At 65.4% G+C, this 22,983-nt stretch carries 21 protein-coding genes; 10 read left to right on the top strand and 11 right to left on the bottom strand.

Annotated features, from left to right (window positions below):
• Positions 1–5: 5 nt before the first annotated feature.
• The 4 genes from G4223_RS00260 to G4223_RS00245 are packed head-to-tail and all read right to left on the bottom strand — an operon-like array spanning position 6 to position 3,126.
• Positions 6–890 carry a sugar phosphate isomerase/epimerase family protein gene (locus tag G4223_RS00260; protein WP_163673568.1) on the bottom strand — a complete coding sequence of 295 codons (885 nt, stop codon included), beginning with the start codon at positions 888–890 and terminating at the stop codon, positions 6–8.
• Positions 890–1,363: a GNAT family N-acetyltransferase gene (locus G4223_RS00255; protein ID WP_163673567.1), complete on the bottom strand. Its 474-nt coding sequence runs from the start codon at positions 1,361–1,363 to the stop codon at positions 890–892. The genes G4223_RS00260 and G4223_RS00255 overlap by 1 nt, the downstream gene beginning before the upstream one ends.
• Positions 1,353–2,411 carry an N-acetylneuraminate synthase family protein gene (locus G4223_RS00250; protein ID WP_163673564.1) on the bottom strand — a complete coding sequence of 353 codons (1,059 nt, stop codon included), beginning with the start codon at positions 2,409–2,411 and terminating at the stop codon, positions 1,353–1,355. The genes G4223_RS00255 and G4223_RS00250 overlap by 11 nt, the downstream gene beginning before the upstream one ends.
• Complete coding sequence (locus G4223_RS00245; RefSeq protein ID WP_163673563.1) at positions 2,404–3,126, bottom strand: acylneuraminate cytidylyltransferase family protein; 723 nt, start codon at positions 3,124–3,126, stop codon at positions 2,404–2,406. The genes G4223_RS00250 and G4223_RS00245 overlap by 8 nt, the downstream gene beginning before the upstream one ends.
• A gap of 171 nt (positions 3,127–3,297) precedes the next feature.
• On the opposite strand from G4223_RS00245, the gene gmd reads away from it, so the two are divergent.
• Positions 3,298–4,350 (top strand): GDP-mannose 4,6-dehydratase, encoded by a 1,053-nt coding sequence (gmd, locus tag G4223_RS00240; protein ID WP_163673561.1) that lies wholly within the window; start codon positions 3,298–3,300, stop codon positions 4,348–4,350.
• Positions 4,351–4,363: 13 nt separating this feature from the next.
• On the opposite strand, the gene G4223_RS00235 is transcribed toward gmd, so the two are convergent.
• Together G4223_RS00235 and G4223_RS00230 are read right to left on the bottom strand one after the other, a co-directional pair.
• Positions 4,364–6,268 (bottom strand): glycosyltransferase family 39 protein, encoded by a 1,905-nt coding sequence (locus tag G4223_RS00235; RefSeq protein WP_163673558.1) that lies wholly within the window; start codon positions 6,266–6,268, stop codon positions 4,364–4,366.
• The gene (locus tag G4223_RS00230) at positions 6,265–6,411 is read right to left on the bottom strand and encodes a hypothetical protein (RefSeq protein WP_163673556.1); all 147 of its coding nucleotides are present in this window, start codon (positions 6,409–6,411) and stop codon (positions 6,265–6,267) included. The genes G4223_RS00235 and G4223_RS00230 overlap by 4 nt, the downstream gene beginning before the upstream one ends.
• Positions 6,412–6,549: 138 nt before the next feature.
• Between G4223_RS00230 and G4223_RS00225 the strand changes: the two genes are divergently transcribed.
• From G4223_RS00225 to G4223_RS00185, 9 genes are all read left to right on the top strand, one after another.
• Positions 6,550–8,700, top strand: coding sequence for a bi-domain-containing oxidoreductase (locus G4223_RS00225; protein ID WP_163673554.1), 2,151 nt, complete (start codon positions 6,550–6,552; stop codon positions 8,698–8,700).
• 5 nt (positions 8,701–8,705) lie between these two features.
• Complete coding sequence (locus G4223_RS00220; RefSeq protein WP_338086785.1) at positions 8,706–9,728, top strand: MraY family glycosyltransferase; 1,023 nt, start codon at positions 8,706–8,708, stop codon at positions 9,726–9,728.
• The gene (locus G4223_RS00215; protein ID WP_163673552.1) at positions 9,725–10,654 is read left to right on the top strand and encodes an NAD-dependent epimerase/dehydratase family protein; all 930 of its coding nucleotides are present in this window, start codon (positions 9,725–9,727) and stop codon (positions 10,652–10,654) included. Before G4223_RS00220 ends, G4223_RS00215 begins: the two co-directional genes overlap by 4 nt.
• A gap of 192 nt (positions 10,655–10,846) precedes the next feature.
• On the top strand, positions 10,847–11,950 hold the full coding sequence (gene wecB, locus G4223_RS00210) for a non-hydrolyzing UDP-N-acetylglucosamine 2-epimerase (RefSeq protein ID WP_163673551.1): 1,104 nt from the start codon (positions 10,847–10,849) through the stop codon (positions 11,948–11,950).
• Positions 11,947–13,185 (top strand): O-antigen ligase family protein, encoded by a 1,239-nt coding sequence (locus G4223_RS20320; protein ID WP_163673548.1) that lies wholly within the window; start codon positions 11,947–11,949, stop codon positions 13,183–13,185. Before wecB ends, G4223_RS20320 begins: the two co-directional genes overlap by 4 nt.
• Positions 13,186–13,270: 85 nt before the next feature.
• Positions 13,271–14,788, top strand: coding sequence for a B12-binding domain-containing radical SAM protein (locus G4223_RS00200; protein ID WP_163673547.1), 1,518 nt, complete (start codon positions 13,271–13,273; stop codon positions 14,786–14,788).
• A gap of 68 nt (positions 14,789–14,856) precedes the next feature.
• Positions 14,857–16,110 (top strand): glycosyltransferase family 4 protein, encoded by a 1,254-nt coding sequence (locus G4223_RS00195; protein ID WP_163673545.1) that lies wholly within the window; start codon positions 14,857–14,859, stop codon positions 16,108–16,110.
• A 103-nt stretch (positions 16,111–16,213) separates the two neighbouring features.
• Positions 16,214–17,614 (top strand): mannose-1-phosphate guanylyltransferase/mannose-6-phosphate isomerase, encoded by a 1,401-nt coding sequence (locus tag G4223_RS00190; protein WP_163673543.1) that lies wholly within the window; start codon positions 16,214–16,216, stop codon positions 17,612–17,614.
• 5 nt (positions 17,615–17,619) lie between these two features.
• Entirely contained in the window at positions 17,620–18,606 is a 987-nt protein-coding gene (locus G4223_RS00185; protein WP_163673541.1) for an FkbM family methyltransferase, read from the top strand.
• Between the two features lie 64 nt (positions 18,607–18,670).
• Here G4223_RS00185 and G4223_RS00180 read toward each other — a convergent pair whose 3' ends face one another.
• The 5 genes from G4223_RS00180 to G4223_RS00160 are packed head-to-tail and all read right to left on the bottom strand — an operon-like array spanning position 18,671 to position 22,920.
• A complete protein-coding gene (locus G4223_RS00180) occupies positions 18,671–19,855 on the bottom strand; it encodes a GDSL-type esterase/lipase family protein (RefSeq protein WP_163673539.1) in 1,185 nt (394 codons plus the stop codon).
• A 4-nt stretch (positions 19,856–19,859) separates the two neighbouring features.
• Positions 19,860–21,701, bottom strand: coding sequence for a carbamoyltransferase N-terminal domain-containing protein (locus G4223_RS20315; RefSeq protein WP_163673538.1), 1,842 nt, complete (start codon positions 21,699–21,701; stop codon positions 19,860–19,862).
• Between the two features lie 18 nt (positions 21,702–21,719).
• Complete coding sequence (locus G4223_RS00170; protein ID WP_163673536.1) at positions 21,720–21,869, bottom strand: DUF5989 family protein; 150 nt, start codon at positions 21,867–21,869, stop codon at positions 21,720–21,722.
• 10 nt (positions 21,870–21,879) lie between these two features.
• Positions 21,880–22,320, bottom strand: a complete 441-nt coding sequence (locus G4223_RS00165) for an SxtJ family membrane protein (RefSeq protein WP_241003873.1) — start codon at positions 22,318–22,320, stop codon at positions 21,880–21,882.
• A 9-nt stretch (positions 22,321–22,329) separates the two neighbouring features.
• Positions 22,330–22,920: a D-sedoheptulose 7-phosphate isomerase gene (locus tag G4223_RS00160; RefSeq protein ID WP_163673534.1), complete on the bottom strand. Its 591-nt coding sequence runs from the start codon at positions 22,918–22,920 to the stop codon at positions 22,330–22,332.
• Between the last annotated feature and the right edge of the window lie 63 nt (positions 22,921–22,983).

Here is a 22,983-nt window from a genome sequence, read left to right as displayed (position 1 = left end):
TTCTTTCATGAATACAGAAGGGTCCGGGCCAGCTCCAATTGCTGCCGGATGGTTTCGGGCGCCAGATTGTAGACCTCGATGACGAAGTCGAGCCGGTCGGCATGGGGTTTGAGCAGCGGCCAGAACCACGAATCCTCGCGGAACGGCAGGTTCTGGTCCTCGCGGCCGTCGTTGTCCGAGAGATGGACGCAACGGGCCAACGGCAGTGTCCGGCGCAGGAAATCCTCGGCGTCGCGTCCCAACGCGGCCGAGGAAACCCGGGCGTGGGCGACGTCCACCAGCAAGCCGACATGCGGCGAGGCCGCATCCGCGATGAAACGCTCGCTTTCCTCGGCCGTGGTCAGCAAGAAGGGGTCGGCCTTCCGCGCCTCCATATAGGGGACCGAAAGGGCGTTGTTTTCGATCAGAAGGTCCACGTCGCGGGCGCTGCCATAGGCGGCCATTTCGCGCACCGCGTCGACGAACACCCCATAGACCTCGTCGCGCGCGGGCAGGCCGTCGCGCTCGGCGAGCGCTACCTGGGCCTGTGGGTTGCCGAGGTCCTGGGCCCGCACCGGCAGGCCGTAGGCCGCGTGCAGGCTGTAATAGGGCAGATGCAGCCGGGCGCACAGGTCGATGCATTCGCGGACATGGCGCTTGGACCGTTCGCGAACCGATGGGTCCAGGGCGCCGAGATTGAGCACGAATGGTTCCGCCGGAGCGGGAAAGTAATTGTGCACGGCCAGGGAGACCCCGTTGGCCAGCAATCGTTCGATGCATGCGTCCAGCCTGGGCTCGTGGGCGGCGCCCGAACTGAGCTCCAGGTGGGTGATGCGGTTGGTCAGCGCCAGTTCGACGATCTCGCCGAGGTCGCGGGACCGGAAGGCGCCGGTGGAAACGTAGATGGCCATCAACGCCTCGGCAGCGGCAGAACGTACATGCGATGACCGATGTCGGGGCAGACGCCCTCGAACCGGAATCCCGCCTCCTCGTAAAGGCGGCGGGCGGCGGCGTTGTCCTCCGCCACCTTCAGGAAAATGCCGGGAATGTCGTTTTCCTCGGCCCAGCGGATGGCGAAGTCCAGCGCCTGACGGCCGAAGCCGCGCCCGGCCGCGGTTTCGGCGACGACGATGCCGAAGCTCGGGCGGGCATAGCCCGCGTCCATGCCCCGCAGCATGACCATGCCGACCACGGCGCCATCGGCTTCGATCGCCCAGAACCGATCTTTCGCCGCCTGGGCCAGTTGCGCCCGGATGGTGGGAAGGTCGAAGGCGAAGGGAAAGAAATCCCTGAGATATTCGAGCCGCTGTGAGCCCAGCAGGGCGGCCAGTGGGCCCGCGTCCGCATCGGTCAGCAGCCGCAGGCGGCAGGGATCATTCGCCATCGAAATCCCCCAGGCGGAACGGGGTGCCGGCAGGGACGTCGCGAACCAGCCGGCGGCCCAGCAGTTCCGGCAGCAGGTAAGGGCGCAGTCCCGAGGCGGGTCGCAGCAACGCCACGTCGGCTTCGTCCAGCACGTCGCCGGCCAAGAGGTCGCGGCGGGCGGCCAGGCTTCGCCGCATGGTCTTGGCGTTTTGCACCTCGACCGCACAGGGTTGTTTGATGCCGTTGCCCAGGCATCGCTCGGTCTCGCGGATGGCCTGGACCAGGGCGGCGAACTGGCCGGGATCGAACGAGGCGGCGTGGTCGGGGCCCGGCATGGCGCGGTCCAGCGTCAGGTGCTTCTCCACCAGACAGGCGCCAAGCGCTACCGACGCCACGCACGGAATGTGGCTTTCGGTGTGGTCGGAATAGCCGACGGGCAATTGAAAGGCCTGCCGCATGACCGGGATGGCGCGGGCGTTGGCGTCCTCCAGACGGGCGGGATAGTCGGTGGTGCATTGCAGCAACACCACTTGCTCGTTGCCGACCGAGCGGGCGGCACGCACGGCGGCGTCGACCTCGGCCAGGGTGGCCATGCCGGTGGCCAGGATCAGCGGCAACCCGGTCTTGGCGGCATAGGCGACAAAGGGCGGTTCGGCACAGTGGATCGACGCCAGTTTCAGCGCGCCCACCCCCATGGAGACAAGCAAATCCACGTCCTCGAAGCTGTAGGGCGTGGACAGGAACTCGATTCCCTCGTCGCGGCACAGCTTGATCAGCCGGGGATGCCAGTCCTCGGGCATCTCCAGTTTCCGCAACATCTCGGTCTGGCTTTCCCCGCCGTCGGTGGTTCGCAGCTGATAGGCCGCCTTGGGGGCGCTGGCGGTGATCAGGCGGTTGGCCCGGAAGGTCTGGAACTTGACCGCGTCGGCACCGGCGCGCTTGGCGGCGCGCACCAGTTCCACCGCCAGGTCCCAACTGCCGTTGTGGTTCACTCCCGCTTCGGCGAGAACGTAGCACGGGTGTCCCGCGCCGACGGCGCGCGCGCCGATCCGTACCGAATCAGCCATTCATTTCGTCTCCTTGGCCGGTGCGCATGCCCCGCGCCATCATGAATTCGCACATCTGGAAGTCCAGGGGCGTGTCGATGTCCACCGCCCGTTCGGCCGGCATCTCATAGGGGACCGTGTCGGCGCCGTAGAAATTGGCGGTTTGCAAGAAAGCCTCGACCCGCGACACGAAGACGGCGCCGGTGGGAATCAGCACCTTGGGCTGATCCTGGCGCCGCCGGACGAAGCCATCCCATCCCATCAGCGGCACCATGCGGCCATCGGCGTTCTCGGTCAGCATCCAAAACGGCGTCTTGCCGGGAACGCAGCACGCGACCGCCGCGGTTGCGCCGCGGTCATGGCAGGCGCGCAAGGTGCCGTCCACGTCCTCGACCCGGCGCAGCGGCACCGTGGAATGCAGCATGGCCACATAGTCGAAGGTGTCGTCGAGAGTGCGCAACAGGTGGACGATGGCGTCCTCGGGGCGGGCGGTGTCGGTCGAGAATTCGGCCGGGCGCAGAAAGGGGACCTCGGCGCCAAGATCGCGCGCGGTTCTGGCGATTTCCTCATCCTCGGTGCTGACCACCAGCCGGTCGATCAGGAGGGACTTGGCCGTTTCTTCGATGCTCCAGCCGATCAGGGGACGGCCGCAGAGGGGGCGAAGGTTCTTCCGGGGGACGCCTTTGGATCCGCCGCGGGCGGGAATGACCGCCAAGACCCGTTTGCCATCGAGCATCGAATTCACTGTCCATTGCGACCGAAACGCTAAACAGCCAAAAACAGCGCAGCGGGTCAAGAAATTTGCGCGTGATCGCGGGTGGCATGGGCGCGCAACAGAGTGTATGGTGCGTGCCCCATGGACCCGAGGGGCATGCGTGCCCGTCCATGGTGCATCCGGAGGATTTGAATGTCTCAGCGCGTAGCCTTGATCACCGGCATCACCGGCCAGGATGGAGCGTATTTGGCCGAGTTGCTGCTGTCCAAGGGTTATGTGGTGCATGGCATCAAGCGGCGGTCGTCGTCGTTCAACACCGGCCGCATCGACCACCTGTACAAGGATCCGCACGAACGCGACGTGCGCATGTTCCTGCATTACGGCGACATGACGGATTCCACCAACCTGATCCGCATCGTGCAGGAGACGCAGCCGGACGAGATCTACAATCTCGCGGCGCAAAGCCACGTCCAGGTCAGCTTCGAGACGCCGGAATACACCGCCAATTCCGACGCGGTCGGCACGTTGCGCCTGCTCGAGGCGATCCGCATCCTTGGCCTGGAGAAGCGCACCCGCTTCTATCAGGCGTCCACCTCCGAGCTTTACGGGAAGGTCCAGGCCATCCCGCAAAACGAGACCACGCCATTTTATCCGCGCAGCCCCTACGCGGCGGCCAAGCTGTATGCCTATTGGATCACGGTGAACTACCGCGAAGCCTATGGCATCCACGCGTCCAACGGCATCTTGTTCAATCACGAAAGCCCGATCCGCGGCGAAACCTTCGTGACCCGCAAGATCACCCGGGCCGTCGCCGCCATCAAGGCCGGCGCGCAGGAAGCGGTGTGGCTGGGCAACCTTGACGCCAGCCGTGATTGGGGGCACGCCCGCGACTATGTCGAGGGCATGTGGCGCATGCTGCAACAGGACCACGCCGACGACTACGTGCTGGCCACCGGAGAAACCCACACCGTGCGCGAATTCGCGGAAAAGGCCTTTGCCCATGTGGGCATCGCCTTGCGCTGGGAAGGGAGCGGCGTGGACGAACAAGGCATCGACATCGCCACCGGCCGGCCGCTGGTGCGGGTCGATCCGCGCTATTTCCGCCCGACCGAGGTGGACCTGCTGATCGGCGACGCGTCGAAAGCCAAGGCCAAGCTGGGATGGGAACCCCAAGTGCCCTTCGATACCCTGGTGCGCGACATGGTCGACGCCGACCTCGACTTGCTGGACAGCGTCGGCCGCTGATTCCCGCCGCGGCTCAGAACGGGCAGGTCGCGGGCGTCAGTTGCCATAGCACGTTGGTCTCGTCGATGGGTTTGACCACGCGCAACGCCCGTGATTCGACCCTTTGGCTTTGGTGGAAGCGCTGAATTTGACGGGCACAGCCGGCGGCTTCCAACTGCATGGTCAATCCCCCCACTCCGGTTCGTGATCCGTCGTCGGGCAAGGTGTGGAAGATGTGGTCGACACCTTGATGGCGGAGTTGCCGCCAGAACAGTGCCGGGTCGTCATTATCCGGGCGCACCTCGACGCGTCCCTCCTGTTCGGGATTGGCCTGAAAGGACGCCCGTTCCAACAGGTAGTTCAGTTCCCGCCGTTCATGCAGGACCTTGGCCGATGCCGGCAGGTGCCGGTTGATCCACGCCGCCGCCTGGTAGCTGTCGACGTTGTGGGCCAGGAACGCCTCGCGCGTTTCGCCCGAGCGCAAATGCTCGATGTATTGCAGCGAGAACACCCCCTGTCCGGCGCATTGCACCGCCAGCGTCAGGACCAGGCCGGCCTTCAGCGCGAGGCGGGCCGGCGAACATCGCGTGGCCCGTTCCGCCGCGATCGTCAGGACCAGGAACACCAGCGGCGCGACCGGAAGCAGGTGGCGGATGCGTTGGGACGGCCCCAGCCAGAACCACAGGCTGTAGAACAGGGCGGCGACCATCAGCCATGTCGCCAGCGGAGAGCGCCAGACGGTCCGGCGGGCTTGCCAGCCGCCCCACAGGGCAAAGCCCGCCGCGATCAGCGGCCAGGGACCGAAGCCGGTTCGCCCGGCCTCGAACACCGGGTGGGAATCCACCAGGACCCGCAACGGATAAGCCAGCCACCATGCCACCGTCTTCGGCAGCAGCAACTCCACGCCGTTGAAACGCGCCTTGAAATAGGCGGCTTGCGCGGTGTTCCACAGCGTGGGGTCCTGGCCGGGCAGCATACCCCACAACATGGGGAAGACCGGGTCGCCGGTGTTGAGCCAGCACCAGACGTAATAAGGAGCCCCCACCGCCATCGCCGTCAGGCCGAACAGGACGACCTGACGCCGGCCGTACGGCCGCGTCAACATCGCGGCCCCGATCGCCGCGACCAACAGCATTCCCGTCAGTTTGGCCGCCATCATGCAGCCGGCGGCCACGCCGGACAACACGAAGCCTCCCCGGTCGCGGCGGGTCAGGGCGTCGGCCGCCACGGCCACGGCGATGGTGGCGAAGGCGGCGCTGCGGACTTCCACCTGTCCGGTGCCCGCTCCGAACAGGACGGCGGGCATGGACAGGATCGTCACCGCCGCCGCCGCCGCCCATCGGCGGTTCAACCACCGCAAGGCCAGGGCGTATGCTGCCAGCGCCAGTCCCCAGCCCGACACCATGGCCCAAAGCGTCATGGCCCGTTCGCCGCCCAAGCTATAGGCCAGACCGGAAACCAGTTGGGTCAGCGGCGGGACGGCGCCGTCCACCGCACGGGGAACGAAGTCCAGCCGTCCGGTTTCCGCCAGATGCTTGGCGATGACGAAATGATAGGCCAGGCTGTCGGCATCCGCAGGGGGAGCCAGCGCTTCCAGCACGTCGCCGGCGGCGATCACTCCGGCCAGCAAGACGATGGCGCGCAAGATCCAGTCCGGGCGGCCCGAGACGGTTTCCGGCTTTGGTTCGGCGTTTCGCGCCAGCCATGGCAGGCCGCACAATCCCACGGCGCACAATCCGGCGGCCACGGGGGCCGACGCCATGTGCGTCACGGCGGGCCAGAAGGTCAGCCAACCCAGGACGCCCTGGCCGATGACGAAGGCGAACGCGACCGATTCGTGACGGCCACGCGGCACCGCGCCGGTGGTGGCGCGCAACGCCAGACCTCCCCAGCCGATGGCGGACACGGTCAGAAAAAGCAGCGCGGCGACGGTGGTCATCCGCGAAACACCAATGCCGCCACCCGGTCGGCCACGGAACCGAATTGAGCCAGGAACGCGCAGGCCGCGAACGTCACCCACAGCCATGCCGCCATGGCGGCGACGGGGAACGCGGTTGCGTGGTTCACGCGCTTCTTGGCCATGAACTCCTGCTGAATCGGCTTGTGGAAGGGTCTCAGGCATAGCTTCGGGGTGGCGGGCTGTCAACCGACGGCGCTGGCAAGTCCGGTTGGATGGGTGTATTTCCTTCGCCAATCGCCGCCCCTTGCGTTCGGAAGGTCATGAAGCAAGTCATCCAAAGCGCCCGCTCGGGCAAATTGTCGCTTAGGGACGTTCCCGAACCCCGAGTCCGTTCCGGTCATCTGTTGGTGCGGACCGGCGCCTCGCTGATTTCCGCCGGCACCGAGCGCATGGTCATCGACTTCGCCAAGAAAAGCTTGGCCGGCAAGGCCAAGGAACGCCCCGACCTGGTGCGCAAGGTGGTGGACAAGGCCCGCCGCGACGGAGTGATGTCCACCTTCCGCGCCGTCATGGCCCGGCTCGACGAACCCTTGCCGCTGGGATATTCCGCCGCCGGCGAGGTGGTGGCGGTTGGCGCCGGGCTGGAAGGGGCCTTCCGTGTCGGCCAGCGTGTGGCCGTTGCCGGCGCCGGTCTGGCCAACCACGCCGAGTTGAACGTGGTGCCGCGCAATTTGGCCGCGCCCATTCCCGACGACGTCGCCGACGACGAAGCGTGCTTCGGCACGTTGGCGTCCATCGCCATGGCCGGCGTCCGCACGCTGGCTCCCGCCTTGGGGGACGTGGTGGCGGTGTTGGGGGTCGGGCTGGTCGGACAGTTGGCGGTACAGTTGCTGGGGCTGTCCGGCGCGCGTGTGGTGGCGCTTGACGTCAACCCGGAGCGTCTGGCCCTGGCTGGCCGGTTGGGGGCGGAGCTGACATGGCGCATCGGCGATGCCGGCCTGACCGAAGCGGTCATGGCCATGACCGGCGGTTTGGGATGCGACGCAATCCTGGTCGCCGCCGCCACCGATTCCTCCGAACCCCTTGAGACCGCCGCCGAACTGGCCCGTGACCGCGCCCGCGTGGTGATGGTCGGCAAGACCGGCACCGAGTTCCCCTACGCCGCCTTCATGAAGAAGGAACTCTCCATCACCGTGTCGCGCTCCTATGGGCCGGGCCGCTATGACGAGGATTTCGAAGGCCGCGGCGTCAAGTATCCGCCGGGTTGGGTGCGCTGGACCGAGGCCGAGAACCTGCGCGAATGCGTCCGCCTGATGAGTCCGTCGCTGCCGCGCCGTCTGGATGTGGGCGCGCTGATCACCCACCGGTTCCCCTTCGATCAGGCCGAACAGGCCTATGCCCTGGTCACCGGCGGCGCCCAGCCGTCACTGGGGGTGGTGTTGCGCTATGACCGGGCCGCCGCGCCGGCACGGCCGGTTCTTGCCGCGCCCAAGGCGGCGGGCGGCTGCGTCCTGGGCGTCATCGGCGCCGGCAACTTCGCCCGCACCGTCCTGTTGCCGGAACTGAAGCGTATCAGTGGCGTCCAGTTGCACAGTTTGTGTACCCAACGTGGACAGACCGCCGACCACGGCCAACAGACCTTCGGGTTCGCCAACGCCACCACCGACATGGAGGCGGTGCTGGCCGACCCGGCGGTCAACGCCGTGCTGGTCGCCACCCGCCACGCCAGCCACGCCGACATCACCGCCCGCGCGCTGCGGGCCGGCAAACATGTGATCGTCGAAAAGCCCCTGGCCCTGGACCGTGCGCAATTGGCCGAGGTGGCCGAGGCCCGCGCCGCCGGCACCGCCTTCTTCACCGTCGGCTTCAACCGGCGCTTCGCGCCGTTCTCGATCCAGGCCCGCCAGCATCTTGCCCGCCATTCCGGCCCCAAGACCCTGGTGCTCAGGGTCAACGCCGGGGCGCTGCCGCCGGAAAGCTGGCTCAACGCCGCCGAAGAAGGGGGAGGGCGCATTCTGGGCGAAGCCTGCCACTTCGTCGATCTTGCCCGCTTCCTGGCCGGCAGCCCCATCACCTCGGTGTTGGCCGACGCGGCGGCGGTGACCCATGGCGGCTGCGACGACCTGACGGTTACCTTGGGCTTTGCCGACGGATCGCTGGCGACGCTGGTCTATACCGCCCAGGGTGATTCCGCCTACAGCAAGGAGCGCTTCGAGTGCTTCGCCGGCGGCACCGTGGTCACCATCGACAACTTCCTGACCTTGTCGGTCACCGAAAACGGCCGTACCCGCACCACCAAGGCGGTGGCCCAGGACAAGGGGCACCGCGCCGAACTGCAAGCCTTCGTCAACGGCGTGGCCAGCGGCCGCCCGCCGGTGGACGAGGAGGAATTGCTGGAAACATCGCTTGCCACCATCGCCGTCCTGGAATCCCTCCGCGATGGGCGGCGGGTGATGTTGAACCGGGATTAGGGCCGGTGCTGGATTTTTCCTCGCCTGTCCTGGCCATGCAGACGGCGGCGGCGCTGGCGGTGGCCGCCGCTGGCCTGACCGTGGTGGCGACGCGCAAGGTTCTGGCCTATCTGCGTCGCCGACAGATCCTTGACCACCCCAACGAACGCTCCAGCCACGTATTGCCGACACCGCGCGGCGGTGGGCTGGCGACCACCTCCGTTCTGGCGGTGTTGTTCGCGGCCTTGGGCTGGCGCTTCGGCGGGGTCGAGGGGATTGCCCTGGGCGGAGGCGCCCTGGCGCTGATGGCGTTGTCGTGGTGGGACGACCGCCACACCTTGCCGGTGTTGCCGCGTTTCGCCGCCCATGCCGCATTGATCGCCTTGGCCGTGCTTTGCGTGCCGGAAGACAGGCTGGTCTTCCAAGGTGTCCTGCCGTTGTGGGCCGACCGCGTCCTGGCCGTGCTGGGTTGGCTGTGGTTCGTGAACCTTTATAACTTCATGGACGGCATCGACGGCATCACCGGCGTGGAAACCCTGTCCCTTGGCGTGGGGCTGGCGGTCGTCGCCGTCCTTGCCGGTCTGCCGGGGCTGGCGCCCTATGGCGGTGCCGCGGCGGGGGTCGCGGTCGGCTTCCTCTGTTTCAACTGGCACCCGGCCAAACTGTTCCTCGGCGATTCCGGTTCGGTGCCGTTCGGTTTCGTGCTGGGCGGGTTGTTGGTGCTGCTGGCCGCGCATGGACAATTGGCGGCGGCGTTGATTTTGCCGGCCTATTATCTGGCCGATGCCACCATTACCTTGGTGCGGCGGGCGTTGAACGGCGAGAAGGTGTGGCAGGCGCACCGCAAGCATTTCTACCAGCGCGCCGTCCAGGGGGGGCGTCGTCACGATCAGGTCGCCTTGGCCATCGCCGCCGGCAACCTGTTGCTGGTGGGATGCGCCGCCGCCGCCGCCGCCGGGTTCGAAGGGGCGGGGCTGGCCGGGGGTGTGGTGGTTACCGCCGGTCTGTTGGCTGTGTTGCGGCACTGGTCGCGGGGAGCGGCGAAATGAAGGTTCTGGTGACGGGAGCCAGCGGTTTCCTGGGGGGGCCGGTCTGCCGGGCCTTGGCCGCGGCGGGGCACGAGGTTCTGGGGGCGGTTCGCCGGCCGGTGGACTTGGCCGCCGGGGTGCGCCCGGTGGCGGCGGCGGATTTGTCGGCCGACGCCGATTGGTCGGTGGCGTTGACGGGCTGCGAGGCGGTGGTGCATCTGGCGGCCCGTGCCCACGTCATGCACGAGACCGAGGCCGACCCGCTGGCGGTGTTCCGCCGGGTCAACCGCGATGGTACCGCCCGGCTGGCGGAGCAGGCGGCGGCGGTCGGCGTGCGGCGTTTCATCTTCGTCAGCTCGATCAAGGCCCAGGGAGAAAGCGGCCTGTTGCGCGCTATCGACGCACCGGCGCCGGTTGATCCCTATGGTGTCGCCAAGTTCGAGGCGGAACAGGCCTTGTCCGCCGCCGCGGCCCGTGTCGGCATGGAAACCACCGTCATTCGTCCTCCCCTGGTGCACGGGGCTGGTGCCAAAGGCAATCTGGCGACGCTGATGCGGGTGCTGTCCAAAGGAATTCCGCTGCCCCTGGCGTGGGTCGACAACCGGCGCAGCCTGGTAGGGGCCGACAATCTGGCCGATCTGATCCGTGTGTGCCTGGATCACCCCGCCGCCGCCGGAGCGACGTTCCTGGTTCGCGATGCCGAGGATCTGTCGACGCCGCAATTGCTGCGCCGCCTTGCCGCCGCCATGGGGCGGCGGGCGGTGCTGTTGCCGGTGCCGCCGTCGGCGTTGCGGCTGGCGGCGCGCATGGTTGGCCGCCAGGCCATGGCCGAACGTTTGCTGGGATCACTGACCGTCGACGACGCGGCCACCCGGCAGGCGTTGTCGTGGGAGCCGCCGAATTCCGTGGATAGCGGCTTGGCGGCGATGGCTGCCGCCTTTCGCTAGTGCATTGAAACATTCAGATGGCTCAATGCACCAAGCCCGAGCGGCACTTGAGCTTGGCTTGCGCCGGAGGCGCAGCCGCCAAAGGCAAGCCTAGTGCTCCGACGCATATGAATGCGTCAGAGCACTAGGAGCGGGGCCTTCTTATGGGCTATACGTCGTTGCCGCCGGTTGGGTGAACAAGGTAAGGCCGTCATGAAAGAAACCAGGGATGTCCTCTGCGTCGTCGGAGCACGACCCAACTACATGAAGATCGCGCCGATCCACGCCAGCTTGACGGCCAGTTCCCGCTTTCGTCCACGTCTGGTCCACACCGGCCAGCATTACGACCCGGAAATGAACGACGCGTTTTTCGCCGACCTTGGCCTGCCGCGTCCCGACGTCAATCTCGAGGTCGGTTCCGCCAGCCATGCGGTGCAGACCGCCGAGGTGATGAAGCGCTTCGAGCCGGTGCTCATGGCCGCCCATCGTCCGGTGGTGCTGGTGGTGGGCGACGTCAATTCGACCATCGCCTGTGCCTTGGTGGCGGCCAAGCTGGGGGTGCCGGTGATTCATGTCGAGGCGGGATTGCGGTCCTATGACCGTACCATGCCGGAAGAGATCAACCGGGTGCTGACCGACCAGATTTCCGACCTTTTGTTCACCACCGAGCGTCAGGCGGCCGGCAACCTTGCCCGTGAAGGCGTCGACGGTTCGAAAGTGCATTTCGTCGGCAACGTCATGATCGATTCGTTGCGCCGTAACCTCGAACGCGCCGTTCCCGCCGCCCAGACCATTGCCGCCTGCGGCCACACGATCCCCGAACGCTTCGCCCTGGCCACCTTGCACCGGCCGTCCAACGTCGATGATCCCATGGTGCTGGAACGGCTGTTGGATTGCCTGGCCCGCATCGGCGAGCGGCTGCCGGTGGTGTTCCCCCTGCATCCGCGGACCCGTGCCCGCGTCGAGGCGGCCGAGCTTTCCCACCGCCTGCAATGGCCGGTTCTGCCGCTGGGGCCGGTGGGATACCTGCCGATTCTTGGCCTGATGTCCAAGGCCGCCCTGGTCCTGACCGATTCGGGCGGCATTCAGGAAGAAACCACGGCCTTGGGCGTGCCATGCCTGACATTGCGTGACAATACCGAGCGTCCGATCACCATCGACCAAGGCACCAATACCCTGGTGGGTCGTGATCCCGCCCGCATCCTGGCGGCGGCGTTCGAGGTTCTCGACAATGGCGGCAAGGCCGGCAAGATCCCCGAATATTGGGATGGTCACGCTTCTGACCGCATCGTCGCCATCATGGAGAGCGTCCTGTGAACCTTGCAACGGTGAAAGCCCGCAAGCTGTGTTGGAACGAAAGCCACCCGCTGGGGCTGGCCGCGTTCCTGGCGCCGACGCTTTCAATTTATGCGGCGCTGGGAATGGCGCCGCTTTACATCGTGGTCCTGGTGGGGACATTGGCGGTGGCGTTGCCGTCGCGCCCCTGGCGGGAGTTCTCGCCTGCGGTCATGGCGCCTTTGTGGGCTTTTTGTCTTTTCGGCGCGGTGTCGGCGCTGTGGGCGGTGGACCCGCTTCAGACCCTGCGGACGGCCGCCGTGTTGATGCTGACCTTCACCTGCGGGGCCGGTTTGATCGTTCAGGCGCGCCGGCTGGACGAAGACGGCCGACGCCGGGTCGGCTTTGCCTTGGTTGTTGGCATGACTCTTGGGCTGGGATGTCTGTTGCTCGAAAAGCTCACGCCCGGCCTGCGCGGCCTGTTCCATCAGGGCAAGCCTCTGGACGCCAATATCGTGCGCAGTTCGCTGCAACGCGCCGAGACGGTGATGACGGTGTTTTTGTTTCCGACATGCGCCTATTTGTGGATGGAACGGCGGCTTCGGATGGCCCTGGGGCTTTTGCTGGTCTTCGTCGTGGCGATCTACACGGGGACATCCCTGGCGTCGAAGCTGGCGCTTCCGGCGGGTCTTGCGGTTTTCGCCCTGTATCGGTGGCGTCCACGATGGGCACAGGGACTGGTGATCTGTGTGGTGTGCGGGCTGATCGCGTTGCAGCCGTTGTGGGCGCTGCTGCCGGATCCTCAGCTGATCATGGACAAAACTCAGGGACTGATTCCCAATTCGGCGCACCATCGTCTGACCATCTGGCATTTCGGTGCCGACAAGACGTTGGAGCGGCCGGTGTTCGGCTGGGGGTTGGACGGGGCTCGGTCCATTCCCGGCGGCGACGACAACATTCCCATCTATCTGATGGATGGCGGCGACCGGGTGCGGATGCACGAACAGTTGATGCCCCTGCATCCTCACAATGGCGCCCTGCAATGGTGGCTGGAGCTGGGGGCGGTCGGGGCCGCCTTGGTGGCGGCGTTCTCGGTCGCGCTGGTCAAGCTGGTCTCGCGTCAGCCATCTCCTTCGGGAGCGGTCGGCCTGTCCATGATGGTTTCGGCGCTGGTTGTTATCCTTGTCAGTTACGGCGTCTGGCAAAGTTGGTGGCAAGGAACCTTATGGCTGGCGGCGGCGTTCGCCGCTGCGCTGATGCCGCGGAATTCCGCATAACCACATAATAAACTGGATTTTTTGGGAAACCGAGCCGGCTTAGATTGCCAGGATCAGGAGCTAACAACGGGCCGGGGTGAACGCCGTGAAGCGCAATAAGGTTGTCATGGTCTATCCGAAACAGGGGTTTTCGGGGGCCTATGTCCGGCATATGCCGCTCAGCCTGCTTTATGCGGCATCTGAATTGGTCAAACATGGCTTCGATGTCCAGACGCTTGACTGCCGGGTGGAGCCCAACTGGCAACAGCGTCTACGCGCCATGATCGACGACGAGACCTTGTGTGTCGGTGTCAGCGTCATGTCGGGGCGTCCCATCACCCATGCCATCGCCATTGGGCGGCTGGTCAAGTCCATCGACAAGGACATGCCGGTGGTGTGGGGCGGACCGCACGCCACCTTTTACCCGGAAACCATCCTGGATCAGGAACACAGCGCCGATTATGTGCTCAGCGGCTATGCGGCCCGCTCCTTTCACCAATTGTGCGTCCACCTTCAGGCGGGCAAGGCGCCGGCTCAGGTTCCCGGCCTGTCCTGGCGTGACGGCGACGTCAGCCGGCGCAACGGCGGCGGGGACGACGCCTTTGAATTCCTGGATTGGCGCGACATTCCCTATCACCTCATCAAGGACTTCTCCGTCTACGGCCAGGTGGACCAGGATCGTCGCATCTTTTCCATGTACAGCGCCATGGGCTGCCCCTACCGCTGCTCATTTTGCAGCTCTCCGGCGCAATACTCGACCATTCCCGGAAAGAAATGGGTGCCGCTGTCGGCGTCCAACATCGTTGACCATGTCCAACACGTGGTCGAACAATATGGCGCCAACTACATCTATTTCATCGACGACGACAGTTTCCCGAAACTGGATCACGTCGGTTCGGTCATCGACGAAATCCAGGCGCGGAGCCTGCCGGTGAAGTTGGGTTTCCGCGGCGCGCGCATCAACGAGATCAAGCGCATGTCGGACGAGTTCCTGGACAAGCTGGCGGCGGCGGGCACCGACATCATGCATATCGGTGCCGAAAGCGGTTCGGATCGTATCCTCAAACTGATCCGCAAGGATTGCACCGCCCAGGACATCGTCGAGGTCAACCGCAAGCTGGCCCGCCATCCCGAGATCACCGCCGCCTACAACTTCCTGATGGGTGTTCCCACCGAAACCCTGGACGAGTTGAAGATGACCCGCGACTTGATGCTGCGGCTGGTCGAGGACCATCCCAACTGCATCGTCTTCCCGCCCAACAAGTTCCGCCCGTTGCCCGGCACCGAATTGTACGAGGTCGCGCAAAAGGAATGGAATTACGAGATGCCCAACACCTTGGAGCAATGGGCCAACATCGAGGTCGAGGGCGAAGCGACCAAGGGGTGGTACAGCCCCGAGCAGGAGCGTTTCTTCAACCTGATGCTGATTTCGTCGTATTTCATCGACAACAAGATCGCCAAGGTGACCGAAGGACGCACCTTGTTCACCAAATTTGCTCGGCTGGCCAACACCCTTTATCGGCCCATCGCCCGGTTCCGCCTGCGCCACGGTCTGAGCCGGGGGCTGGTCGAGTACTGGGCCTATCAAATCCTGACGAAGCTGCACGGTGCCGTCAGCGGCTGATGGGCGGTGACGGCCGAGGGTAAATGTGGCAAGACAGGCGGCATGTCGCCTTTTGGGTTCATGCCGCCATGCACATTCTTTTCCTGACCGAGAACTTCCCGCCTGAAACCAACGCGGCGGCGACCCGTGTGTTCGAGCGGGCGCTGTACTGGGTCAAGTGGGGGCACCAGGTGACGATCATCACCAGTGCACCCAACTTTCCCCAAGGAAAGTTGCACGAAGGCTGGAAGAACGCCTGGTATCAGACCGAGATGCGCGAGGGCATCCGGGTGGTCCGGGTCAAGACCTACATCTCGGCCAACGAGGGATTCCTGCGCCGGACCCTGGATTTCGTCAGCTTCATGGTGACCGCTTATGGGGCGGGACTGTTCCAACGGCGCCCGGATGTGGTGGTCGCCACCTCGCCGCAATTCTTCGCCGCCGTGGGCGGCTGGGCGCTGGCCGCCACCCGCCGTCTGCCCTTCGTGTTCGAGTTGGGCGACTTGTGGCCGCGTTCGATCCTGGCGGTGGGCGCCATGAAGGACAGCCTGGTCATCAAGACGCTGGAACGGCTGGAGCTTTTTCTCTATCGCCGGTCCGAGGCGGTGGCCGCCCTGACCCACGCCTTCAAGCGCGACCTGACGGCACGCGGCATCCCGCCCGAAAAGATCGCGGTGGTCATCAACGGCGTCGACCTGCCGCGTTACGCGCCGCGTCCGCGTGACGGCGAGCTGTCGGCCCGCTGGGGGCTGGATGGCAAGTTCGTGGTCGGCTATGTCGGGACGCACGGCATGGCGCACGGTTTGGTCAACGTACTCGACGCCGCCGAGCGGCTGCGGGACGACGACCGCCTGCGTTTTCTGTTGGTGGGTGCGGGCGCCGAGCGGCAGATGCTGATGGACGAGGCGGCGCGGCGCGGCCTGTCCAATGTGGTATTCGGCGAATCCCAACCCAAGGAGATGATGCCCCGCGTGTGGTCGTTGTGCGACGTGGCGCTGGTCCATCTCAAGGATGACCCGGCTTTCTCCGAGGTCATCCCGTCCAAGATCTTCGAGGCCCAGGGCATGGGGTTGCCCATCTTGCTGGTCAGCCCCGAGGGCGAGGCCAGCCAGGTGGTCGTCGCCGACCGGTGCGGTCCCTGGGTGCCGGCGGGACAGCCCGACGCCTTGGCCCAGGCGGTGCGCCATCTGGCCGGCGACGACGCTTCGCGTCAGACCTTTGCCGCCGCGTCGCTGGCCTCGGCGCCCAGTCATTCGCGTGAGGTTCAGGCCGAACGCATGCTGGCTGTGCTGGAACTGGCCGCACGGCGGCAAGGCCGTCAGGCGGGAACCATCGAAAGCTGAGACAGCCGGATGTCGAAACCGGCAGGGGCCGGCTGGCGATTTTACTTGTCGCGGCATTGGATCGCTTGAATCATTGCCGCCGTCGTTGAGGGTAGGGAACACCATGGATAGCTCGCAACTGGTTCCGGTCATTCTTTCCGGCGGCGCCGGCACCCGGCTGTGGCCCCTGTCGCGCGAGACCTTTCCCAAGCAATTGCTGCCATTGTGTTCGGAACGGACGTTGCTTCAGGAAACCGCCCTGCGGCTGGGAACGCCGCCGGTGGTCGTCTGTAACCAGGAACACCGGTTCATCGTCGCCGAGCAATTGCGTCAGGTGGGGATCGACCCCAAGGCCGTGATCATCGAGCCCATGGGACGCAACACCGCCCCGGCGGCGGCGGTGGCCGCCCTGTCCCTGGACGGCCAGCCCGACACGCTGATGCTGGTGATGCCGTCCGACCACATGATCCGCAACGCCAAGGCGTTCCGGGACGCGGTGGAACTGGCGCTGCCGTTGGCCCGCGACGGTTTCCTGGTGACGTTCGGCATCACCCCGACCGAGGCCCGAACCGGTTTCGGCTATATCCGCAGGGGGGAAGCCCTGGGTGGGGGCTATCGCGTCGATCGCTTCGCCGAGAAACCCGATGCCGCCACCGCCGAGGAGTATGTGGCTTCGGGCGAATATTACTGGAACAGCGGCATCTTCCTGTTCTCCCCGGAAAGTTTCCTGGCCGAATTGGCGGCTTTCGAACCCGACATGGTGGAATCGTGCCGTCAGGCACTGGCCCAGGGACAGCGCGACCTGTTCTTCCTGCGCCTTTCCGAACCGGTGTTCGCCGCCATGCGCGGCCAGTCCATCGATTACGCGGTGATGGAACACACCCGCCGCGCCGCCGTCATTCCGGTCGCCGATCTGGGATGGTCCGACGTCGGCTCGTGGTCGGCGCTGTGGCAGGAAGAAACCCGCGACGAGGCCGGAAACGTGTTGAAGGGTGACGTGGTCGCCCTGGATACCGTGAACAGCTATGTCCGCAGCGAGGGCCGTCTGGTGACCACCGTCGGCGTGGAAAATCTGGTGGTGGTCGCCACCGACGACGCCGTGCTGGTCGCCGATCGCAACGCCGACCAGGACGTCAAGCTGGTGGTGGACCATCTGAACGCCCGTTCCCGCCGCGAGGCGAAGCACGGCGCGCGGACTTGGCGGCCGTGGGGATGGTTCGAAACGACCGACCATGGCGAACGGTTCCGGGTCAAGCACATCCAGGTCGATCCGGGGGCCAAGCTCAGCCTGCAAAAGCATTGGCACCGCAGCGAACATTGGGTGGTGGTGACCGGCACCGCCATCGTCACCAAGGGCGACGAATCCTTCGTCCTGCGCGAAAACGAATCCACGTTCATTCCCGCCGGCGTGGTTCACCGTCTGGAAAATCCCGGACGGGTGCCGTTGCGGCTGGTCGAGGTGCAGTCGGGGGAATATGTGGGCGAGGACGACATCGTCCGCATCGAGGACGATTACGGACGGTGACCGGCTTGGCCCCCCTTTTCCGCTCCTCGCCTTTCGCGGCAGCCATCGGCGGAGCCGGGCTGGCGGCCTTGGACGTGGGGTCACGCGGTGGCTTCGACCCGGAATTGCTGCCGATCGCCTGGGCGGTGGACACCGTTGGCTTCGAACCGGAACCGGATGCCTTTGCCGCCCTCAGCGACGATCCCGGCCCCTGGCGGTCGGTTCGGTGGATTCCGGCGGCTGTCGGCGCCACCGACGGGCGTTGTCCGCTGTACATTCCACGCGATCCCAATGGTTGTTCCTTGTTGGAACACGATCCGGCGGTCGGGCGGCGGTTCGGTCTGCAACACCTGACCGAGGTCGTCTGCGCGGTCGAGGTGGACACCTTGACCCTGGACACGGCTGTCCGGCGGTTCGACCTGCCGGCGGCCGCCTATTGGAAACTGGACGTGGAAGGGGCCGAACTGGACATCCTGAGGGGAGCGACGCAGGCTCTCAATCATGCCCAGGCCATCAAGCTTGAGGCTTGTTTCGTCCCGGCGCGCAAGCACCAGCCCCTTGTGTGCGACATCGAACCGTGGCTGCGCCAACGGGGTTTCGAATTGATGGAGATCCTGACCCCGGCCCAGTGGCGGTTGCGGCCGATCGCCCCTCATCCCTACACTTCCGTCGGCGATCCTGCCTACTCACGGGGTCAGGCCGGCCAATGCGACCTGTTGTTCTTTCGCCACCCGGACGCGGTCGCGACGGCACATGATGGCCTGCGGGCCTTGGCCGTCGCCTTGGCCATGGGTCATTTCGACCGGGCGAAGGAATTGCTCGACCGGGTCGCGGACCTGCGGCGGGTGCTGGCCGACGAATTCGCGGTTGTCGATGCCGACGCCGCCCTGTTCGCCTTGTCCAGGTCGGTGGGGCGTCGCGTGGCCTGGAGAACCCTTGGGCGGCGTTTACGCGACATGGTGCCGCTGGTGCGTTCGCTGTTGGGAGGGGTCCCCCTCGGACCTGGAAAATGACGGGCGGCTGAGCCGCGCGGTCGGGATGCCTGACAGCACCATGGCACCACCAAGGCCGATGCCGTCACTGCGTCCGGGACGTCCGCATCTCGGCGATCTCGGCCGCCAGATCGTTGGTAATCAGATCGGCGACCGCAAGCGAACCGACGTCGCCATAATGCACCGAATCATAGAAGAAGCGGCGCCGATCAGGATGCTTTTTGACGAAGCGTTCGAGGTCGATCACCCTCACCCCGGTTTCGGCACCAACGTCGCGAATGACTTGGTTGAGATAGGCATGGAGTACCGCATGCCGGGTCAACAGCGCCATGTCGGCGCGATTGGCGTTGGCGGGAATGACGTCGGCGCGGGCCTGCGTCATCAGCACAGGGCGAATTCCCAAGGCGCGCGTCAGGCTGACGAAGGTCCGCTGAGCCCTGGCGAAGTCCGCCACGATGGACAGCTCCTGGGGTGCGAGTTGGTCGGCACGCACCTGTTCGGGAATATCGAGGTCCTGCGTCTCCCCTTCGGACAGAAGCGTTGCCGGGGCGAAGTCGCGTTCGACACGGGCCATGGCCGAGCGCACGGCGAGCCAGGTATAGGGAATAAGGCTGTTCTTCAGCCGTCTGGCCAGCGACCCGAGTGTTTCCTGCCCGCTGGCGTTGGCCTCGAACTTGCGGATGATGCGGATGTGCTCGGGGGCGGTTTCCGACCAATAGCTGCCGTTGGCCATCAGGAAGCCGAGGTCGTTGACGTTGTGCATCATCACCGCCAAATGCGGCTTCATGCCGGCGGCCTTGTTGAGCAGGACGTTCAGACTATGAAGGCTGTTGCTGGCGCTGCGGCCGGCATTGTAGGTGTTGACCTTGAGGCCGGTGCCCTGTTCCAGTAGACGCCCCGTGCGGGCGGGAAAGCGGGCCTCTTCGGACACCAACAGGCATTCGGTGGTCGAACCGCCGAGAAAGACGATCTTGACGTCCGGCGCCGTGTGGACGTCGCTGGGCATGATGTAGCCGCTGGCGTCGGTGTGCAGGACGAATTCGCGCCGCTCTCCCTCGACCGTTTGGTAGTTGGCCATCCGGGTGCTGGGCGTGTTCTCGCGCAATTGCACGTAACGTTCGTGCTGGCCCAGGAAACCCTCGCCGCGGGCGACATACAATCGCTGTAGGACGGCCTCGGTGATGCCCAACAGCACCGTCAGCGCGCCCCCCACGATCATGGCGATGACCAGTTTGGGGTGACGCTGTAGGACGGTCGACCGGTGGCGCACGACTCTAGTCCAGTTCGAAGGCGTTCTTGTAGTCGAGCTTGAGGCTTTCGTCCTGGTCTTCCTTCTTGAGGAAGCAATTGCCCACGGTCAGCACCTCGATCTCGCTGCCCATGAAGCAGCGGAAGGCGTCTTCGGGGGTGCACACGATCGGTTCACCGCGTACGTTGAAGCTGGTGTTGACCACCACCGGACAGCCGGTCTTGCCCTTGAACGCCGAAATCAGCGCGTGGTAGCGCGGGTTGGTGTCGGCGTGCACCGTCTGGATGCGGGCCGAGTAATCGACATGGGTGATCGCCGGGATGGACGAGCGCGGCACGTTGAGCTTCTCGATGCCGAACAGCTTTTGTTCGTCCTCGGTCATGGCGCGGCGATGCTGTTCCGCCACCGGCGCCACCAACAGCATGTAAGGGCTGTCGCCGTCCAGTTCGAACCAATCGGCCACATCCTCGCGCAGCACGCTCGGCGCGAACGGGCGGAAGCTTTCGCGGTACTTGACCTTGAGGTTCAGCACCTTTTGCATGGTCGGCGACCGGGGGTCGCCCAGGATGGACCGGCCGCCGAGCGCGCGCGGGCCGAATTCCATGCGGCCCTGCATCCAGCCCACCGCCTTTTCGTCGGCCAGAGCCTGGGCGGTCTGTTCGATCAGCTCGTCGTCGCCGAGCACGGTGAACTTGGCGCCCGCTTCGGTCAGACGGCGTTCGATGTCGGATTGTTCCCACGCCGGACCGAGATAGGAGCCCTTCATGGCGTCCTTGCCGCCGCCGGCCACGACGCGGGGCAGGCCCTTGTGGATGTGGTAACCGGCCAAGGCGGCGCCCAGCGCGCCGCCGGCGTCGCCGGCCGCCGGCTGGATCCAGATGTTGTCGAAGATGTTCTCGCGCAGGATCTTGCCGTTGGCGACGCAGTTCAGCGCCACGCCACCGGCCAGACACAGGTTCTTGGCCCCCGTTTCCTTTTTGATGCCGCGCGCCAGCTTCAGCACCACATGCTCGGTCACCGCCTGCACCGAGGCGGCGATGTCCATGTGGAACTGGGTCAGCGGGTCCTTGTCGGCCCGACGCACCGGCTGGCCGAACAGGTCGGCGAAACGCTGGTTGGTCATGGTCAGGCCGGTGCAATAGTCGAAATACGACTGGTCCAGCCAGAAGCTGCCGTCGTCCTTGACGTCGACGACCTTGTCCAGGATCAGCTGGGTGTATTTCGGCTCGCCATAGGGCGCCAGCCCCATGACCTTGTATTCGCCGGAATTGACCTTGAAGCCCGTATAATAGGTGAACGCCGAATACAGAAGGCCCAGCGAGTGCGGAAAATGCAGTTCCTTGTGGATCTCAAGCTTGTTGCCAGAGCCCATGGCCAACGAGGTGGTGGTCCATTCGCCGACGCCGTCCATGGTCAGGACGGCGGCGTACTCGAACGGGCTCGGGAAAAAGGCGCTGGCGGCGTGGCTCAGATGGTGTTCGGCGAACAGCAGCTTGTTCATCCAGTCGAAGTCCGTGGCGAACTTCTTGAACTCCTTGCGCAGCAAGTCCTTCTGGAACAGCTTTTCCTTCAGCCACACCGGCATGGCGGTCTTGAACGAGCTGAAACCCCTGGGGGCGAACGACATGTAGGTTTCCAGCAAGCGTTCGAACTTGAGGAACGGCTTGTCGTAGAACACCACGTAATCGACATCGGCCAAGGTGCATCCGGCCTGTTCCAGGCAATAGCGGATGGCGTTCTCGGGGAAGGCCGAATCGTGCTTCTTGCGCGTGAACCGCTCTTCCTGGGCGGCCGCGACGATGATCCCGTCGTCGATCAGCGCCGCGGCGCTGTCGTGATAAAGGGCGGAAAGGCCAAGAATCTTCACCGTCGCGGCTCCCGCCGATTAGAACAGGGTATAGATGAAGGGGGCGACGGCCGAGCCCTGGCTCAGCACGATCAGGCCGCCGAACAGCACCATCATCACCAGAATGGGCAACAACCAGTATTTCTTGCGGGCGCGCAGGAAGGCGACGAGCTCAAGCAGGAACGACATCGGCGGTTTCCTAGAATTGGGTTTTCATGGATTCGGGCGCGGGGCCCGGCGGCGTGCGGTCGATCCAATAGCTGGCGGCCTTGGGATCGCGCTTGAGACGCATGGGGTCCTTGCCGGTGGCCCGCATCAAAAGGCCGACCGGGGTGACCGTCAGGAAGAACAGCAGCCCCATGATCAGCGGCGTCATCACATGATGCAGCACCATGCCGAACTTGAACCACACGATGTTCAAGGGCTTGAGCACGCGCGGGAAGGCCAGCGCGATGACCAGGAAGGCGACGGCGGCGCCCAGCGCCCACATGCGCGGGTCGTGCCCGGCCTTGAGCGGCCACACGCCGACAATCAGGAAGACGGCGGCGAACACCAGACCGAACGAACGTTCCGAGCCCATCTGAGGTGTAGGGGCGTGTGATTGCAATTCCTGCATGGCGGAGGGTTTCTTGGCAGCCATGATTTTTCCTTAATGGGCCTGGACGCCGGGACGGTGGCGTTTTTCCAGCATGTCGCACAGGGCATGGCCAAGCAGGATGTGCATTTCCTGGATGCGGGCGGTGACGGTGCTGGGCACCACCACCAGGGGGTCGGCCACGCCCACCATCTTGCCGCCGTCGCGGCCGGCCAGACCGGCGGCGGTGCCGCCGATCGCGCGGGCTGTTTCCAACGCCTTGATCACGCTGCCGCTGTTGCCCGAGGTGCTGATGCCGATGGCCACGTCCTCGGGCTTCATCAGCGCTTCAACCTGGCGGGCGAAGATGTCGTCATAGGAAAAATCGTTGGCGCAGGCGGTCAGCAGCGAGGTGTCGGTGGTCAGCGCGATGGCCGCCAGGGCGCGTCCGTTGACGCGGTAGCGCACCACCAGTTCGGCGGCCAGATGCTGGGCGTCGGCGGCGGACCCGCCGTTGCCGAAAAACAGGATCTTGCCACCGGCTTCGATGGCGCGTGAACAGGCCTCGACCAGGGCCGCGAACGATTCCGCGACCGCGTCACGCGTCGTCGCGACAGTCTGCTCATGCTCGGCGAACTGCTCGGCGAGGAACTGGCGGGGGTCCATTCACGGGCTCCGATAGGGTCGGCTAGCGTCTAGGTAACGCAAGTGGTGACTCACTTCAAGGTA

Origin of the sequence: Magnetospirillum aberrantis SpK (genome assembly GCF_011022235.1) — a bacterium.
Lineage (GTDB): Bacteria > Pseudomonadota > Alphaproteobacteria > Rhodospirillales > Magnetospirillaceae > Magnetospirillum > Magnetospirillum aberrantis.
The sequence above is the reverse complement of the archived record's forward strand: the minus strand, read 5'-3'. Positions and strand labels throughout refer to the sequence as shown.